Genomic DNA, 14,733 nt, shown 5'->3' with positions numbered 1-14,733 from the left:
AAGGGAGATCCATGCCCATCGACCCGTCGGTCGCGATCGGTACCGACCTCGGCACCGCCGACTTCTCCTGGAGCACCTCGGACGTGCTGCTCTACCAGCTGGCCCTCGGCGCGGGTGCCGATCCGCTGTCCTCGCGCGAGCTGCGCTACGTCACCGAGCAGAACACCGTCGTGCTGCCCACCTTCGCCACCGTGGCCCAGAACTTCCACGCCACCGAGGCTCCGAAGGTGTCCTTCCCCGGCGTCGAGATCGACCTCGCCAAGGTCGTGCACGGCAGCCAGTCGGTGACGGCGCACCGGCCGCTGCCGACGTCCGGAACCGCGGTCGCGCGCACGCGGATCAGCGACGTGCACGACAAGGGCAAGGCAGCCGTGATCTGGCAGGAGACCGAGGTCGTCGACGATGCGGGCGAGCCGCTGTGGACCGCGCGCTCGTCCATCTTCGCCCGGGGCGAGGGCGGTTTCGGCGGTGACCGCGGACCGTCGGAGAAGCTCGAGCTGCCGGATCGCGACGCCGATGTGACGGTGGACGTGCCGACGCTGCCACAGCAGGCGCTGCTGTACCGGCTGTGCGGCGACCGGAACCCGCTCCATTCGGATCCGGCGTTCGCGAAGGGCGCCGGCTTCGATGCGCCGATCCTGCACGGGCTGTGCACCTACGGGATCGTCGCCAAGGCGGTCACGGACGCCGTGCTCGACGGGGACGCCGGCGCGGTGACGTCGTGGTCGGCGAAGTTCGCCGGGATCATGCTGCCGGGTGAGACCCTGCGCGTGCGGATCTGGCGCGACGGCGAACGCCATCTCGTGACGGCGGAGTCGGTGGAGCGCTCCGCACCGGTGCTCGCGGACGCGGTGTTCACCGCGCGCTAGCGTCGGAAACCGGGCTCGAACAAGCTCACGCCGTGCTATTCGCGTCGTGACCGCGTTCGAGTCCGGTTCCGGCTGCTCAGGAGTCGACGGGGCGAGCAGTGGCCATCGCGCGGTCGACCTCCCAGAAGGCACGCAGCGCGACGATCTTCCCGGCATCGTCGACCTTGTAGGTGAACACGCCCTCGGCATCGATGACGTGCCCACCGAGGACGGTGCGGATGAGGCCGGTGAAGGCCACCTCGTCACCGCAGGCGAAGCCGTCGTCGAAGAGGAACTCGAGGGAATCGGCGATGCCGATCGTCTTGTCGTAGAAGGCCGCGATCTCCTCACGACCGTGGTGGCCCTTCCCCTCGGGATCGAAGCCCGACGGGCCCACCGGATCCTCGACGACGCCGTTCTCGGCGAAGAGGTCCAGCCACTCCTCCTTGCGGTGGCCGCTGGCGGCGGCCTGGGAGGCGCGGCCGGCGAGGACTGCTGGGTGATCGTCTTTCATCGGGGTCTCCTCGGCTCGGACGAAGCGGTGCTCAGGCGAACTTGCTGATGACGGAATCGGCGTAGCGCCGCAGGTGATCGATCTTCGGCTGCAGCGGCTCGGTGTCCGGACCGAGCTGGTAGGGCAGGCGGAAGCCGACGATCACGTCGGTGACGCCCTTGTCCTCGAGTCGCTTGATGCCGTCCACGGTGTAGGCGTCCAGCGAGATCACGTGGATCTCGAACTCCTTCTTGTCGTGCTCCGCGCGCAGCTCGTCGATGCGGGCGAGCATGCGGTCGAGTTCCTCACCGTCGCCGCCGGCGTGCATCCAGCCGTCGCACAGGCGCACGGCCCGGCGCAGCGCCGCGTCGGCGTGCCCGCCCACCAGGACGGGCAAGGGCTCCGTGGGCACGGGCGCGATCTTGATCGAGGGGATGTCGAAGAACTCGCCGTGGTATTCGAAGTACTCCCCGGTCGATAGGCCCTTGATGATCTCGATGCACTCGTCCATCCGCTTGCCGCGGCGCTCGAAGGGCACGCCCATGATCTCGAAATCCTCGGGCCACGGGCTGATCCCCACTCCGAGCGAGAACCGGTTCCCGCTCATCGACGCGAGCGAGGCGGCCTGTTTGGCCACCAGCACGGGCGGCCGGATCGGCAGCTTGAGCACGAAGGGCGTGAACCGCAGGGTCTTCGTGGACGCCGCCAGCGCCGAGGCGAGCACGAAGGTCTCGATGAACTCCTTGCCCTCGAGGAACTCCCGGCTCCCGTCGGGCGTGTACGGGTACGTGGAGTCGGAGACCTCCGGATACGCGATGCTGTCCGCCACGCACATGCTGTGATAGCCCGCCTCCTCCGCCGCCTGCGCGAGCGGGACGTAGTACGACGGATCCGTCATCGCCTCGGCGTACGTGAATCGCATGGTCACCCTTTCGTCGAACTGCTTGCGAGCGTTCACTCCACTTGCTAAAAATAGAACACGTTTCACCGTTTGTACGCGGTATCGAGATCAGGAGTGCGCGTGGACTTCCGTCCGGACGAGAACCAGGTGGCCGTCGCCGGCCTCGCGGCCGACGTGCTGGGGCACGCCGCCGCGCGCGAGACGGGGGGCGCCGCGGGAGGGGACACCCGGGACGACGAGGCCTGGCGCGCCACCTGGGCGGACCTCGCCCGGGCCGACCTGCTGGGCCTCGCAGCACCGGAGAGCCTCGGCGGCGCCGGGCTGGGCGCCGAGGAAGTGGCCGCGGTACTCACCGAGGCCGGCCGTCTCGCGATCGCCGCACCGGTGCTGTCCGGCCTGGCGCTGGGCATCCTGCCCGTCGCAGCGCACGGCACCGCCGAGCAGCGCGCCCAGCTCCTCCCCGCCGCTCTGACCGGCGAAGAACTCATCGTGGGCGCGCTCGGCGAGGCGGGGGCCGCGGTGCCCGTCGCCCCCGGGACGCGCGCCGTGCGGACCGCGAGCGGTTGGGCGCTGACCGGCCGAAAGGTCGCCGTCGGCTACGCGCAGCACGCCGCGCACCTGCTCGTGAGCGCCACCACCGACGACGGCGCCGCCGTCTTCGTGGTGCCCGCCGGCGCCCCCGGCGTGACCGTCACGCCGAGCCCCACATCCGCCGCGACGCCGGAGGGCACCGTCGACCTGGCCGGCGTCGAGGTGCCGGCCGAGGCGGCGCTCGGCGGTTCGACCGACGGGACCGTCGCTCAGGCCGTACGGGAGTGCGGCCTGGCCGGTGCCGCCGCCGTGGCCGACGGTGCGCTCGCCGGGGCCCTGGCGCTCACCGTCGACCACCTGCGCAAGCGCGAGCAGTTCGGCCGGCCGCTGGGCGCGTTCCAGGCCGTCGCGCAGCAGATCGCCGACGTCTACATCGCGTCCCGGACCCTGCACCTCGCCGCCGTCTCGGCCGCCTGGCGCGTGAGCACCGGCTCCCCTGCCGACGAGGCCACGGCGCTGGCGGCGCACTGGCTGGCGGCGGAGGCGCCGTCGGCCGTGCGGACCTGCCACCACCTGCACGGCGGCATCGGCGTGGACGCGACGTACCCGCTGCACCGGTTCTATTCCACGATCAAGGACCTGACGCGGTTCGTGGGCGGCGTCCCGCAGACCGTGCGAGCACTCGCCGCCGCGCACCGCGACGACGCCGTCGGCGCCGACGAGTCCGGCCGGTTCCTCGCGCTGACCACCGCGCAGCGCGCGCTGCAGGCCGAGCTGCGCGACTACTTCTCCGCGTTGATGACGCCCGAGGAGCGCGCCGAGATGCTGGTGCAGCGCCACGGCGAGGCGTTCCGGAACGTGGTGCGGCGCATGGGCCTCGACGACCGACTCGGCGTGGGATGGCCGATCGAATACGGCGGCAAGGGCTTCGGACCGATCGAGCAGTACCTGTTCGCGAACGAGGCGTCGCGCGCCGACGTGCAGCTGCCCTCGGTCACGCTGCAGACCGTGGGCCCGACGCTGCAGGCCTTCGGCACCGAGGAGCAGAAGGCGAAGTTCCTGCCGAAGATACTCTCCGGCGAGGTGCATTTCGCGATCGGCTACACCGAGCCCGAGGCCGGTACCGACCTCGCCTCGCTGCGCACCACCGCGGTCCGCGACGGCGACCACTACGTGGTGAACGGCCAGAAGATCTTCACCACGGGCGGCCACGACGCCGACTACGTGTGGATCGCGGTGCGCACCGATCCGGAGGCGCCCAAGCACAAGGGGATCTCCATCCTCATCCTGGACACCACCGATCCCGGCTACAGCTGGACGCCGATCATCACCGCGGACGGCGCGCACCACGTGAACGCCACCTACTACAACGACGTCCGCGTGCCCGTGGACATGCTGGTGGGCGCGGAGAACGAGGGCTGGAAGCTGATCACCACGCAGCTCAACCACGAGCGGGTCATGCTCGGCCCGTCCGGCCGGATCGGCGCGCTCTACGACCGGGTGGACGCCTGGGCCCACGAGCAGGAACTGCTCGGCGTGCCCGACGTCGCGGAGGCACTGGCCCGCGTCCGCGCGGCGGAGCTCATCAACGAGCTGCTCAACTGGCAGGTCGCCGCCGCCGAGGCCGGCGGCCCCGTCGACGTGGCGGACGCCTCCGCCACGAAGGTCTTCGGCTCCGACCGGATCCAGGGACTGACGGCGCTACTCGAGGAGACCGTGGGCACCCACGGAGATCCGGCGGAGCCCGCGACCGCGGAACTACTCCGATGGTTGGACATCCAGGCCAAGCGGCACCTCGTGCTGACCTTCGGCGGCGGCGTCAACGAGATCCAGCGGGAACTGATCGCGCTCATGGGCCTGCAGCTGCCGCGGGTGCCCCGATGACCGCCGGCAGCGCGGAGGAGACCACCGCGGCCGTCCTCGCCGCCGCGGAACGGATCCGGGCGCTCGGCGATTCCGCGCCGCGCGCCGGCCGGGATCCGGTGAACCAGCCGATGATCAACAACTGGACCGAGGCGATCGGCGACACCAACCCGCTGTACTCGGATCCCGATTTCGCGGCGGCATCGGTGTTCGGCGGCCCCGTGGCGCCGCCCGCGATGGCACAGGTGTGGTCGATGCGCGGGCTGCACGGCGAGCGTGCGGGCGACGACCCACTGGGCCTCATGACGGAGGCCCTCGACGAGCTCGGCTTCACGTCGGTCGTCGCCACCAACTCCGATCAGACCTACCACCGGCACGTCCGGCCGGGCGAGGAGATCACGGCCTCGTCGCGCTTGGAGGACGTGGTGGGGCCCAAGAAGACCGGACTCGGCGAGGGCTGGTTCTTCACGACCCGCACGCTGTGGCGCGTGGGCGACGAGGTGGTCGCCGAGATGGTCTTCCGGATCCTCAAGTTCCGGCCGCCCTCGGCCGAGCCCTCCGCGGCGGGCGCCGCACCCACCGAGGGACCCAGCGGGCGGATCATCGACGCCTCCGCATATGCGGGCGGCGTGCTGCGCCCCGTGATCTCGCGCGATACCGCCTTCTACTGGGAGGGTGCGAAGGCAGGCGAACTGCGCATCCAGCGCTGGGGCGAGACGCTCCGCCATCCGCCCGGCCCGATGGACCCCGGCGGGGACCTGGCTCTCACCCCCGACTACGTGGTCTCCCCCGGCGCCGGAACGGTCTTCAGCTTCGTGGTGCACCACCACCCGAAGGTTCCCGGTAAGCGACTGCCCTTCGTCGTCGCGCTCGTGGAACTCGACGAGGGCGTCCGCATCCTCGGCGAACTCATCGACGCGGACCCCGCCACGGTCGAGATCGGAATGCGTGTGAAAGCAGTGTTTCTTCGGGTCGACGACGAGCTGACCCTGCCCGCCTGGGAGGTGGCATGACGTACCCCGCAACCCTGACGGCGGCCGAGGTCACCGTCGGGACGGCGCTGCCGCCCATGACGATCCACGCGAGCACCACCTTCGTGGCGACCACCGCGATCGCGACCCGCGACTTCCAGGACGTGCACCACGATCGCGATGCGGCGCACGCACGTGGCAGCAAGGACATCTTCGTCAACATCCTCACCGACAACGGCCTGGTCCAGAAATACCTGACCGACTGGGCGGGCCCGGAGGCCTTCGTGCGCACCATCTCGATCCGTCTCGGCGCTCCCTGTTACGCCGGCGACACCCTGCACTTCTCGGGCACCGTCACGGAGGTCGACGGTGCCGCCGTGACGATAGCGGTGACGGCGAAGGGCGGCCTGGGCGATCACATCTCGGGCACCGCGACCGTGGTGCTACCGGCATGAGCGGGCTGGGCGGCAGGGCCGCGATCGCCGGCATCGGGGCCACCGAGTTCTCGAAGGACTCCGGCCGCAGCGAGCTGCGGCTCGCGGTGGAGTGCGTGCGGGCGGCACTCGACGACGCCGGCCTCACGCCGCAGGACGTCGACGGCCTCGTGACCTTCACGATGGACACCAACTCCGAGATCGCCGTCGCCCGCGAACTGCAGATCCCCGAGCTGAAGTTCTTCAGCCGCATCAACTTCGGGGGCGGCGCCGCCGCCGCGACCGTGCAGCAGGCGGCGATGGCCGTCGCGACCGGGGTGGCCGACGTGGTGGTGGCCTACCGCGCCTTCAACGAGCGGTCCGGGCACCGGTTCGGGCAGGTCTCGAACGCCGCAGCACAGCAGGTGAACACCAACGGCATCGACAACGCCTTCCACTACCCCGCCGGCATCGCCACGCCTGCGGCCACCGTCGCCATGGCGGCCCGCCGGTACATGCACGACTTCGGCGCCACGAGTGAGGACTTCGGCCGCGTGGCCGTGCTGGACCGCGCGCGGGCCGCCACGAACCCGCGGGCGTGGTTCTTCGGCAAGCCGATCACGCTGGAGGAGCACCAGGCGTCGCGGTACGTGGCCGAGCCGCTGCACCTGCTGGACTGCTGCCAGGAGTCCGACGGCGGTGTGGCGCTGGTGATCACGAGCGCCGAGCGCGCCCGCGACCTGCAACGGACACCCGCGGTGATCGCCGCCGCCGCGCAGGGCAGCGGCCCCGACCAGTACGTGATGACCAGCTACTACCGCGACGGCCTCACCGGCCTGCCCGAGATGGGCGTCGTCGGAGGGCAGCTGTGGGCCCAGGCGGGCATGGCACCGTCAGACGTGGACCTGGCGGTGCTCTACGACCACTTCACCCCGTACGTGCTCATGCAGCTCGAGGAGCTCGGCTTCTGCGGGCGGGGCGAGGCACCGTCGTTCCTGGCGTCCGGGGCGTGTGAGCTCGACGGATCCCTGCCCCTGAACCCGCACGGCGGGCAGCTGGGCGAGGCCTACATCCACGGCATGAACGGCATCGCCGAGGCGGTGCGCCAGCTGCGCGGAACGGCCGCCAACCAGATCGCGGGCGCGGAGCGCGCGGTGGTCACCGCCGGGACCGGGGTTCCGACCAGCGGTTTGGTGCTGAGTAAGGTCTGAGGAATGAGCGAGCCGGATTCGGACAAGGTGGACCTGCGGAGTGAGATCCCGCGTTTTCGGCCGGCCGCACCGCCGCCCTCGTTCGGCGAGTTCGTCGAGAACATGCGCAGGCTGCAGGACCTCGCGGTGTGCGTCGACGCCACCGATGAGGTGTACCAGCAGGCGCGCGACCGCGCCGCTGAACTCGTGGAGTTGCTGGCTCCGTACGCGGCACGCGAGGGCAAGGGACCCGCGAACCGCAGCATGGACCTGCCCGGCCGCGGCAGCCTGCTGATGCCGCCCTTCCACGTGGAGAAGTTCGACGAGGAGTCCGTGGTCGCGCGGGGCGTGCTGCGGCGCTACCACCTCGGCGGCGGCGGGGTGGCGCACGGCGGCGTGCTGCCGCTGATCTTCGACGACAACTTCGGCAATGTGGTCTACGCCGCGAAGCGGCCGATCAGCCGGACCGCGTACCTGCACGTCAACTACCGCAAGGTGACCCCGCTCGACGTGCCCCTGATCATCGAGGGCAAGGTCGACCGCGTCGAGGGTCGCAAGACCTTCATCACCGCCCGTCTCACCGAGGAGGACGGCACGCTGCTCGCCGACGGCGAGGGCCTGATGGTGCAGTTGCTCCCCGGCCAGCCCTGACCGCAGGGACCGGACGACGGAACGGCGGCGGCCCGGAGGCCGCCGCCGTTCTTCGTGGGGGTCGTTACTTGCCGGCCAGCGCGGCGTCCACGCCGCTGACATCGCTGATCTTCCAGTCCTGCTTGGTGTCGATCGTGAGCGTGTAGGTCGCCGTCGACGGGATGCCCTCGGGACGCTGTGTGCTCTTCGTGACCATGTTCAGGAAGACGTTGACGGCGATCAGTCCATCCTTGTTGGACGTGACGATCGTGCCGAGCGGGGTCGCCGTCGACTGCCACTGCAGTGGCACGACGATCTGCTCGAACTGGGTGGCCACCTCCCGCAGCTGCTTGGTCAACTCATCAGTGGTGCCCGCGGTGAGCGATGTTCGCCACGCGCCCAGGTTCTGGTAGTCGATGGTGGCCACGCCGATCGCGTACTTCTTCGCGATGTCCTGGGCGCGCGCGTTCGTCTCCTGCGTCTGCGTGACGGCGGCGAGCTGGTCACGCGCATCGTCACGGTCCGAAGCTGCGGACTGCCACAGGAAGCCGAAGGCCGTCGCGGCGACGGCGAGGACGACGACGACCGCCGAAAGGCCCAGCATCAGCGGCGTGACGACGATCCCGCGCGGCGCCGGCTTCTCCTCGGAGGGTGCGGCGGCCTTCGAGGTCTTCGGCTTCGCCGTGCTGATCTTCTGCGTGGTCTCCGGCTCGTCGACGGCCTCGTCGGCCGTGGCGTCGACATCGGATTCGGTTACCGCCATGGTGCTACCCCTCTCCCGCAGCGCCGTCGGAAAAGCCCAGGCAGGACAGCTCGACGCTCACGGTCTCGTGGGCAGAACTGTAACACGTTCCACTTTCGTGGGAGGCGGTTCGCGCGATTGCCGAACCGGACGTCAGCGCACCGAACGTCGAGCGAAGGCTACCCGGCTCGCCTTTGCTGCGCGGCAGGATCGTCGAAGACGGCCGTCGACTGCGCCGCGGCGATGCGCCAGGCGCCGTCGTCCTTGGACAACACGTAGAGCGGCGCGGACTCCGGGACCGCCGGGAGCGGTGCACCGTCGGGACCGAGCGGCCGGACGCGAACACTGACCGCGGCGACGTCGGGCCGGACGAAGAGGATGCGCTCGACGGCGTACTCGGCGGCGCCACGCGCCATCGCGCCGCGCACCGTGCGCGCGAGGAAGGCGTCGATCGCGGCGCGGCCGTGCAGGCGGCGTCCGTGCGCCGTGGTCCACACCGCATCGTCGCGGAACAGCGAGCGCACACGCGGAACGCTGCCCACGCGCTGCGCCTCGAGCACCTCGGCGACGAAGTCCACGATCGCCGTGGCGTCGGCAGCGGCACCGTCGCCGAGGATGTCCGGAAGGTCGCGGGAGAGGTCCCGCGCGAGGTCGTCAGCCATGCCTCCAGGCTCGCTTATGAACCCCGGTTGACGTCAAGCCTTCGGTTCAGCGCGATTCGATCGCCCGACCGTCGGAGCGCCGGTAGTACAGCTCGTTGACCAGGCGCATCAGCAACAGAACGCCGGTCACGATCAGCAGGAAGGTCATGCCGTCGAACGCTATTGCCGGCCGCGCCCGCCGAGAAGGGATGTTGACGGGACCCTGACGCGTCCTTGACGTCGCAAGCAGAAAACTGATATCACTTAGATAAGTGATATCAGAATAAGGAGGGGTGATGACAGGCATCGTTCAACCCGAGGACACCCAGGTGGCCATCACGGAACGAGCGGCATGGCACGCGGGGGCGGGCGCCGCCGTGGGAGCGTTCTTCGGTTTCCTCGCACTCGTCGGCGGGGCCGTGGGGATCGTCGTGCTGTCGATCTCGACGCAGACGCCGGCACTGATCGCGATCAGCGTGCTCCTCGCCATCGCCGCGCTGCTCCTGATCAGCATGGTCGTGGTGGTCGCGCCGGGCCACACCCTCGTGGTGCAGCTCTTCGGCAAGTACGTCGGCACCGTACGCAGCCAGGGCCTCGGTCTCGTACTGCCGCTCACCACTCGCCAGCGGGTCTCGGTGCGCGTGCACAACTTCGAGACCGCCGAACTCAAGGTCAACGACTCGACCGGCAATCCGGTGAACATCGCGTCGATCATCGTCTGGCAGGTGGCCGACACCGCGCGCGCCACCTTCGCCGTGGAGGACTACGAGGAGTTCATCGTCTCCCAGGCAGAATCGGCGCTGCGGCACGTGACCACCAGCCACCCCTACGACGCCGACGACGCCGTGGCCGGCGCGACCTCGCTGCGCGGTTCGACCGACCAGGTGGCGGCCGAGCTCGCCGAGCAGGTCGCCGCCCGCGTCGAACTGGCCGGGCTCGAGATCCTCGAGGCCCGCATCTCCGCGCTCGCCTACGCCCCCGAGATCGCACAGGCGATGCTGCAGCGCCAGCAGGCGTCCGCGCTGCTCGCCGCGCGCTCGAAGATCGTCGACGGGGCCGTCGGGCTGGTGGAGAACGCGCTCACTCGACTCGAGGCCAACGGCATCGTCGAACTGGACGACGAGCGGCGCGCCGCGATGGTCTCGAACCTCCTGGTGGTGCTGTGTTCCGACTCGCGGGCGACGCCGGTGGTGAACACGGGGAGCCTGTACAGCTAGTGAGCACCGTCGATACTCCGGAGCCCTCGGGCGACCGGCCGGAGCGGGGCCGCAAGGCGGTCCCGCTCCGCATCGACCCCGAGGTGTACCGCGCGCTCGCCAAGTGGGCCGCCGACGATCTACGCAGTGTGAATGCGCAGATCGAGGTCCTGCTGCGACGCGCACTCGACGATGCCGGCCGGATGCCCGCGAAAGCGCGCCCCATGCGCGGTCCGGGGCGGCCGCCGGGGAGCACAGATTCGTCGTAGCGGCGGATGTCGCACGATGTGCGTGGTGATCTGCAGAGCGATGCGTGCCACGCATACCTCGCGTATCCGCAGGTCATCGGCGATTCCACAGATACAGTGAGGCGCCGCGTGCAGGGGGTGCGGCGACGGAGTTCTCGTAGGATCTGAGCATGCAGACGGTTCCGATACTCGCCGAGTCCGGACTGAGCGAATGCGGACGGACATCCGAGTGCGCACAGGACGTGAACACAGAGATGGCGGTGTTCTTCGGGATCGTCGTCGGTGTGCCGCTCCTCCTGGCCGTCGCCGTGATCATGTTCTTCCTGATTCGGATCCTCCCGCGGCGGCGGTGATCATGACGATGCCCACGATCGAGCCGGCCGTATTCGACGCGCCGCTGCGGGAACAGTTCGACGCCTTCCTCGACGAGCACCGCGCGCGGCTCGCCGCCACTCTCGACGGCCTCACCGAGGAGGAGGCGCGAGCGTCGTTCGTTCCGTCGAAGACGACCCTATTGGGACTGATCAAGCACGCCGCATTCGTCGAGCGGGTCTGGTTCGATGAGGCGTTCACCTGTCGCTCGCGCGCCGAGATCGGTATCCCCGCGACGCCGGACGACTCCTTCGACCTGGATCCCGAAGACACCGTCGCGTCCGTACTGGTCGACCACACGGACGCGCATGCCGCGTCCCGTCGGGCGACAGCGACCGTGACCCTGGATGACGTGGTGACCGGGAACCGGCGTGGGCCGCTGCCGGTGCGGTGGGTCTACCTCCACGTACTGCGCGAGCTGGCGCAACACCTCGGGCACGCGGATATCCTGCGCGAGCAGGTCATGGCGCGACGGCCCAGTTGAGCGGGGCATTTGGTGGTCGCGACGGTGGTCAGTACACTTGGTCCTCGGTCACGCGTTCGCGGGTGGCCACGCTGCCTTAGCTCAGTCGGTAGAGCGCTTCACTCGTAATGAAAAGGTCGCGAGTTCGATTCTCGCAGGCAGCTCAAAGTTTGCAGTTCAGGCCGGGTCGTAGACCCGGCCTGACTCGTCTCCCGACAAGATCCAGCGCCGAGGACCAGGGCCCGGGCTGCTAGTCGACGCGGACGAGCCACCAGTCGTCGGACAGGCTCGTGCATCGTATCCGGCCGCAGTCGTCCGGAGAGCTCCCGTCCGGCCTGTACTGGAGCACCGTCACGGTCAAGAATCCCCGCCGGGAACCGAGAAGGTCACGACTCCACCGGCCTTGGCGATCGCTGCCACGGCCTGGGTCCCGATCCGTCGATCCCCCTGATCGCGGAACACCCCACGCGGATCCGCGAGCGCCGCCCGTGCGGCCGCCGTGAGCCGGGGTTCGTCGTAGGACCACCGCGCTTTCTGGGGCAGACCCGTGAACGCCACCGCGAGCCCGAGCAGGCCGATAGTCGGGATGATCAGCAGGTGCCACGCGAATCGCCTGCGACGCGCCGCCCAGGTCACGAGGTAGACGAGCCACACCACGATGAGCACGACGCCGAGGAGCAGGGTGGTCACCGACCACAGGAGGTCGGCGCCGAGGGTATGCGCCCAGAGCCAGGCGAGCACCTCGATCGCGACGAGCAGGGCGAGGATGGTCCCGAACACGCCGAGAGGGGTTACTCCCCGACGGGACGACCGCCCGAAATCCGCATCCATCAAGCCAAGATAGCGATCGGCGCATCCGGGTTAGGCGATCAGCCTCGGGATGAGCCGGACGAAGACGACCATCACCACCAACTCGACGAGGGTCTGCGTCACGACCACCAGCGGCGCCAGGCCGTACGCGGCGGGCAGCGCCAGGACCAGCGGAAGGATCACCAGGGAGTTCCGGGTGACACCACTGAAGACGATGCTGCGCCGGCTCGGCACGTCGAGGCCGGCGAAACGCCCGGCAGCCGCTCCCACCGGCGTCATCACCAGCACGAACAGTACGTACACCGGGACGGTGAGCGCCAGTGACGAGAGCTGATCGCGCACGCCCGCGATCTGCGACGCGACGACCACCGCGAGCGTCAGCACCATGATCGGCACCATCGCGTCCGTCATCACCGATGCCACCGTCGCGCCCCACCGAGTCCGGGCAGCGGCCCGCTGCGTCGCCCCCGCAAGTAGCAGCGGCACCGCGATCACCCACAGGAACGCCTCGGCGAACGGCCCGTAGTCCACGGTGCGCACCACCTCCGCGCCCACGAAGAGCCAGAGGTACAGCGGCAGCAGCACCATCTGCACCAGCATCAGCAGCGGCGCGGCGGCAAGCAGCCGGTCCTTCGCGCCGCCGGCGAGTCCGCTGAACACGATCACGTAGTCCACGCACGGCGTGAGCAGCACGAACAACACCCCGACGAGCAGCACGCGGTCGTGCGCCACGACCCGCGACACTGCGAGGGCGACGATCGGCACGGCGACGAAGTTCACCGCCAGCACGGTGCCGAGGAAGCGCACGTCCCGCAGGGCCTCCCCCATGCGTGCGAACGGGATCCCGAGGAAGGTCGCGTAGAGCAGCAGCGCGAGCACGGGGTTGATGAGGGACTCGGCGGGGCCCGCCACCGTCGGGACTGCGAGCCCGAGCACCGCCCCCAGAACCAGCCCGGCGAGGTACAGCGGGACCTGATGGGCGTCCGCCCCGTCGACCACCGCCCGCATTCGCGTCACGCGCACACCCTAGTTCGGCCACCGGGTCAGTAGGGTTCCCCTCATGGGTGCGCCGACGGAGCAGAGCTGGCCCGAGCCCTCGGACCGGGTGAAGGAGCTGATCCGACGTGCCGCGGAGTTCGCGAGCAACGCGCCCGAGGAGTGGGTGATCGCGCTGCAGGACGCCACGCTGACCGGCATCATCCTCTCCCCGATCGCCGCCGATCCCACCCTCGCCGAGCTGGTGCGCAACTCGGACACCGCCGTCATGCTGCACTGGGCCGCGCACAACCTGGCCCACCCGGGCCGCCGGGTGCCGCCGAACATCGACTCCGCCGACGCGCTCGCCGTCGCGCGCGACCTCGTTCGACGGGGCCTCGACCTGCATGGCATCGACACCTACCGCAAGGGCCTCAACACCGCCTGGACGTTATGGATGAACGTCTGCTTCGAGCTCACCGACGACCCAGCCGAACTGCGCGAACTCCTGGCGATCACCTGGGCGTCCATGTCGACGTACGTCGACGACACCATCGACGCCATCACGATCCGCATGGCCGGCGAACGCGAGCAGCTGACCACGGGGACGAACGCGGACCGTCTGGCCACGGTCTCGCTGATCCTCGAGGGCGCCCCCATCACCCGGTCGCGCGCCGAACAACAGCTCGGTTACCGGCTCACCGGACCGCACACCGCGGCCGTCGTCTGGACCACCGGCGCCGTCGGCGACCTGGACGCCGCCGCCCATGCGCTCGCCCGGCGCGCCGGAACCCCGCGCCCGCTGACCGTGGTCGCGAGTGCGTCGGCGCTGTGGCTGTGGCTGCCGGGCACCGTCGTCCTCGATTCCGTGGACCTGGCCCGCGAACTGGCCGACCACCCCGAGGTGCGCGTCGCGATCGGACGGCCGGGCGAGGACCTCGACGGATTCCGTCGCAGCCACCTCGACGCCGGGACCACACAACGCGTCATGACCCGCCTGCGTACCCGGCGACGCGTGGCCGGCTACGACGACATCGCGCTGATCTCGCTGGTCACGAGCGATACCGGGAAGGCCGACGAGTTCGTCCGCGACACCCTCGGCGGCCTGCTGACCGCCGATCGGGAGACGCGGGAGACCGTCGCGGCGTACGTCGACGAGCAGTTCAACACCTCCCGCACCGCGGAGCGCCTCTACACGCACCGCAACACCGTGATCCGGCGTCTGACCAGGGCCGACGAGCTGCTCCCCCGGCCGCTCGCCGAGAACCCGACGGGCGTGGCCGTGGCCCTCGACGTGCTGCGCTGGCTGGGCCCCGACGGCCCGTCGTGACGATCTGCACCAAACGGTGGGGCAACCGGGTGCACTCTGCGCTGGCCGCGCAGCGCCGCTGAGCGAGAGAGTAAGTCATCGGTTCTATCACTGAGTCCGGCTGACACGTCGGAGAC

17 protein-coding genes and 1 tRNA gene are annotated in these 14,733 nt (G+C 70.0%); 12 read left to right on the top strand and 6 right to left on the bottom strand.

Translation table 11 applies throughout. The annotated features are described in order from the left end of the window. Window positions 1-11 precede the first annotated feature (11 nt). Window positions 12-869, top strand: coding sequence for an enoyl-CoA hydratase ChsH3 (chsH3, locus tag FK268_RS11400; RefSeq protein ID WP_146434037.1), 858 nt, complete (start codon window positions 12-14; stop codon window positions 867-869). 76 nt (window positions 870-945) lie between these two features. Here chsH3 and FK268_RS11395 read toward each other — a convergent pair whose 3' ends face one another. Further along, window positions 946-1,362, bottom strand: coding sequence for a nuclear transport factor 2 family protein (locus FK268_RS11395; protein ID WP_146434035.1), 417 nt, complete (start codon window positions 1,360-1,362; stop codon window positions 946-948). Window positions 1,363-1,393: 31 nt separating this feature from the next. Further along, complete coding sequence (locus tag FK268_RS11390; RefSeq protein WP_146434034.1) at window positions 1,394-2,263, bottom strand: TIGR03619 family F420-dependent LLM class oxidoreductase; 870 nt, start codon at window positions 2,261-2,263, stop codon at window positions 1,394-1,396. Window positions 2,264-2,362: 99 nt separating this feature from the next. On the opposite strand from FK268_RS11390, the gene FK268_RS11385 reads away from it, so the two are divergent. The 5 genes from FK268_RS11385 to FK268_RS11365 are packed head-to-tail and all read left to right on the top strand — an operon-like array spanning window position 2,363 to window position 7,861. Next, window positions 2,363-4,657, top strand: a complete 2,295-nt coding sequence (locus FK268_RS11385) for an acyl-CoA dehydrogenase family protein (protein WP_146434032.1) — start codon at window positions 2,363-2,365, stop codon at window positions 4,655-4,657. Beyond that, entirely contained in the window at window positions 4,654-5,649 is a 996-nt protein-coding gene (locus FK268_RS11380; protein ID WP_146434030.1) for a bifunctional MaoC family dehydratase N-terminal/OB-fold nucleic acid binding domain-containing protein, read from the top strand. Before FK268_RS11385 ends, FK268_RS11380 begins: the two co-directional genes overlap by 4 nt. Next, window positions 5,646-6,062 carry a MaoC family dehydratase gene (locus FK268_RS11375; RefSeq protein ID WP_146434028.1) on the top strand — a complete coding sequence of 139 codons (417 nt, stop codon included), beginning with the start codon at window positions 5,646-5,648 and terminating at the stop codon, window positions 6,060-6,062. The genes FK268_RS11380 and FK268_RS11375 overlap by 4 nt, the downstream gene beginning before the upstream one ends. After that, a complete protein-coding gene (locus tag FK268_RS11370; protein WP_146434026.1) occupies window positions 6,059-7,231 on the top strand; it encodes a lipid-transfer protein in 1,173 nt (390 codons plus the stop codon). Before FK268_RS11375 ends, FK268_RS11370 begins: the two co-directional genes overlap by 4 nt. 3 nt (window positions 7,232-7,234) lie before the next feature. Further along, window positions 7,235-7,861 carry a hotdog domain-containing protein gene (locus FK268_RS11365; protein WP_146434025.1) on the top strand — a complete coding sequence of 209 codons (627 nt, stop codon included), beginning with the start codon at window positions 7,235-7,237 and terminating at the stop codon, window positions 7,859-7,861. A gap of 64 nt (window positions 7,862-7,925) precedes the next feature. On the opposite strand, the gene FK268_RS11360 is transcribed toward FK268_RS11365, so the two are convergent. Then, the gene (locus FK268_RS11360; protein WP_146434023.1) at window positions 7,926-8,603 is read right to left on the bottom strand and encodes a hypothetical protein; all 678 of its coding nucleotides are present in this window, start codon (window positions 8,601-8,603) and stop codon (window positions 7,926-7,928) included. 158 nt (window positions 8,604-8,761) lie between these two features. Next, window positions 8,762-9,244 (bottom strand): SgcJ/EcaC family oxidoreductase, encoded by a 483-nt coding sequence (locus FK268_RS11355; RefSeq protein WP_146434021.1) that lies wholly within the window; start codon window positions 9,242-9,244, stop codon window positions 8,762-8,764. A 275-nt stretch (window positions 9,245-9,519) separates the two neighbouring features. On the opposite strand from FK268_RS11355, the gene FK268_RS11350 reads away from it, so the two are divergent. The 5 genes from FK268_RS11350 to FK268_RS11330 all read left to right on the top strand — a co-directional run bounded on the left by FK268_RS11350 (window position 9,520) and on the right by FK268_RS11330 (window position 11,666). Continuing rightward, complete coding sequence (locus tag FK268_RS11350; RefSeq protein ID WP_146434019.1) at window positions 9,520-10,440, top strand: SPFH domain-containing protein; 921 nt, start codon at window positions 9,520-9,522, stop codon at window positions 10,438-10,440. Continuing rightward, window positions 10,440-10,688, top strand: coding sequence for a type II toxin-antitoxin system antitoxin (locus FK268_RS11345; protein ID WP_146434018.1), 249 nt, complete (start codon window positions 10,440-10,442; stop codon window positions 10,686-10,688). Before FK268_RS11350 ends, FK268_RS11345 begins: the two co-directional genes overlap by 1 nt. 149 nt (window positions 10,689-10,837) lie before the next feature. After that, window positions 10,838-11,020: a hypothetical protein gene (locus FK268_RS11340; protein WP_146434016.1), complete on the top strand. Its 183-nt coding sequence runs from the start codon at window positions 10,838-10,840 to the stop codon at window positions 11,018-11,020. A gap of 2 nt (window positions 11,021-11,022) precedes the next feature. After that, window positions 11,023-11,523: a DinB family protein gene (locus FK268_RS11335; protein WP_205124473.1), complete on the top strand. Its 501-nt coding sequence runs from the start codon at window positions 11,023-11,025 to the stop codon at window positions 11,521-11,523. A 70-nt stretch (window positions 11,524-11,593) separates the two neighbouring features. Continuing rightward, a tRNA-Thr gene (locus FK268_RS11330) sits at window positions 11,594-11,666 on the top strand. Window positions 11,667-11,859: 193 nt separating this feature from the next. Here the strand turns inward: FK268_RS11330 and FK268_RS11325 are convergent. Both FK268_RS11325 and FK268_RS11320 read right to left on the bottom strand, forming a co-directional pair. Continuing rightward, complete coding sequence (locus FK268_RS11325; RefSeq protein ID WP_146434014.1) at window positions 11,860-12,282, bottom strand: hypothetical protein; 423 nt, start codon at window positions 12,280-12,282, stop codon at window positions 11,860-11,862. Between the two features lie 81 nt (window positions 12,283-12,363). Next, complete coding sequence (locus FK268_RS11320) at window positions 12,364-13,320, bottom strand: arsenic resistance protein (protein ID WP_146434546.1); 957 nt, start codon at window positions 13,318-13,320, stop codon at window positions 12,364-12,366. A gap of 52 nt (window positions 13,321-13,372) precedes the next feature. Between FK268_RS11320 and FK268_RS11315 the strand changes: the two genes are divergently transcribed. Next, window positions 13,373-14,617, top strand: a complete 1,245-nt coding sequence (locus tag FK268_RS11315) for a PucR family transcriptional regulator (RefSeq protein WP_146434012.1) — start codon at window positions 13,373-13,375, stop codon at window positions 14,615-14,617. Window positions 14,618-14,733: the final 116 nt, after the last annotated feature.

The sequence above is a fragment of the Tsukamurella sputi genome (assembly GCF_007858445.1).
Classification (GTDB): Bacteria; Actinomycetota; Actinomycetes; order Mycobacteriales; family Mycobacteriaceae; genus Tsukamurella; species Tsukamurella sputi.
Note: the sequence above shows the minus strand (reverse complement) of the source record. Positions and strands in the feature narration are given on the sequence as shown.

What these genes read in the sequence shown, in the direction of transcription:
- chsH3 (WP_146434037.1), top strand. Translation starts at nt 12, where the DNA reads ATGCCCATCGACCCGTCGGTCGCGATCGGTACCGACCTCGGCACCGCC.
- FK268_RS11395 (WP_146434035.1), bottom strand. Translation starts at nt 1,362, where the DNA reads ATGAAAGACGATCACCCAGCAGTCCTCGCCGGCCGCGCCTCCCAGGCC.
- FK268_RS11390 (WP_146434034.1), bottom strand. Translation starts at nt 2,263, where the DNA reads ATGCGATTCACGTACGCCGAGGCGATGACGGATCCGTCGTACTACGTC.
- FK268_RS11380 (WP_146434030.1), top strand. Translation starts at nt 4,654, where the DNA reads ATGACCGCCGGCAGCGCGGAGGAGACCACCGCGGCCGTCCTCGCCGCC.
- FK268_RS11375 (WP_146434028.1), top strand. Translation starts at nt 5,646, where the DNA reads ATGACGTACCCCGCAACCCTGACGGCGGCCGAGGTCACCGTCGGGACG.
- FK268_RS11370 (WP_146434026.1), top strand. Translation starts at nt 6,059, where the DNA reads ATGAGCGGGCTGGGCGGCAGGGCCGCGATCGCCGGCATCGGGGCCACC.
- FK268_RS11365 (WP_146434025.1), top strand. Translation starts at nt 7,235, where the DNA reads ATGAGCGAGCCGGATTCGGACAAGGTGGACCTGCGGAGTGAGATCCCG.
- FK268_RS11360 (WP_146434023.1), bottom strand. Translation starts at nt 8,603, where the DNA reads ATGGCGGTAACCGAATCCGATGTCGACGCCACGGCCGACGAGGCCGTC.
- FK268_RS11355 (WP_146434021.1), bottom strand. Translation starts at nt 9,244, where the DNA reads ATGGCTGACGACCTCGCGCGGGACCTCTCCCGCGACCTTCCGGACATC.
- FK268_RS11350 (WP_146434019.1), top strand. Translation starts at nt 9,520, where the DNA reads ATGACAGGCATCGTTCAACCCGAGGACACCCAGGTGGCCATCACGGAA.
- FK268_RS11340 (WP_146434016.1), top strand. Translation starts at nt 10,838, where the DNA reads ATGCAGACGGTTCCGATACTCGCCGAGTCCGGACTGAGCGAATGCGGA.
- FK268_RS11335 (WP_205124473.1), top strand. Translation starts at nt 11,023, where the DNA reads ATGACGATGCCCACGATCGAGCCGGCCGTATTCGACGCGCCGCTGCGG.
- FK268_RS11320 (WP_146434546.1), bottom strand. Translation starts at nt 13,320, where the DNA reads ATGCGGGCGGTGGTCGACGGGGCGGACGCCCATCAGGTCCCGCTGTAC.
- FK268_RS11315 (WP_146434012.1), top strand. Translation starts at nt 13,373, where the DNA reads ATGGGTGCGCCGACGGAGCAGAGCTGGCCCGAGCCCTCGGACCGGGTG.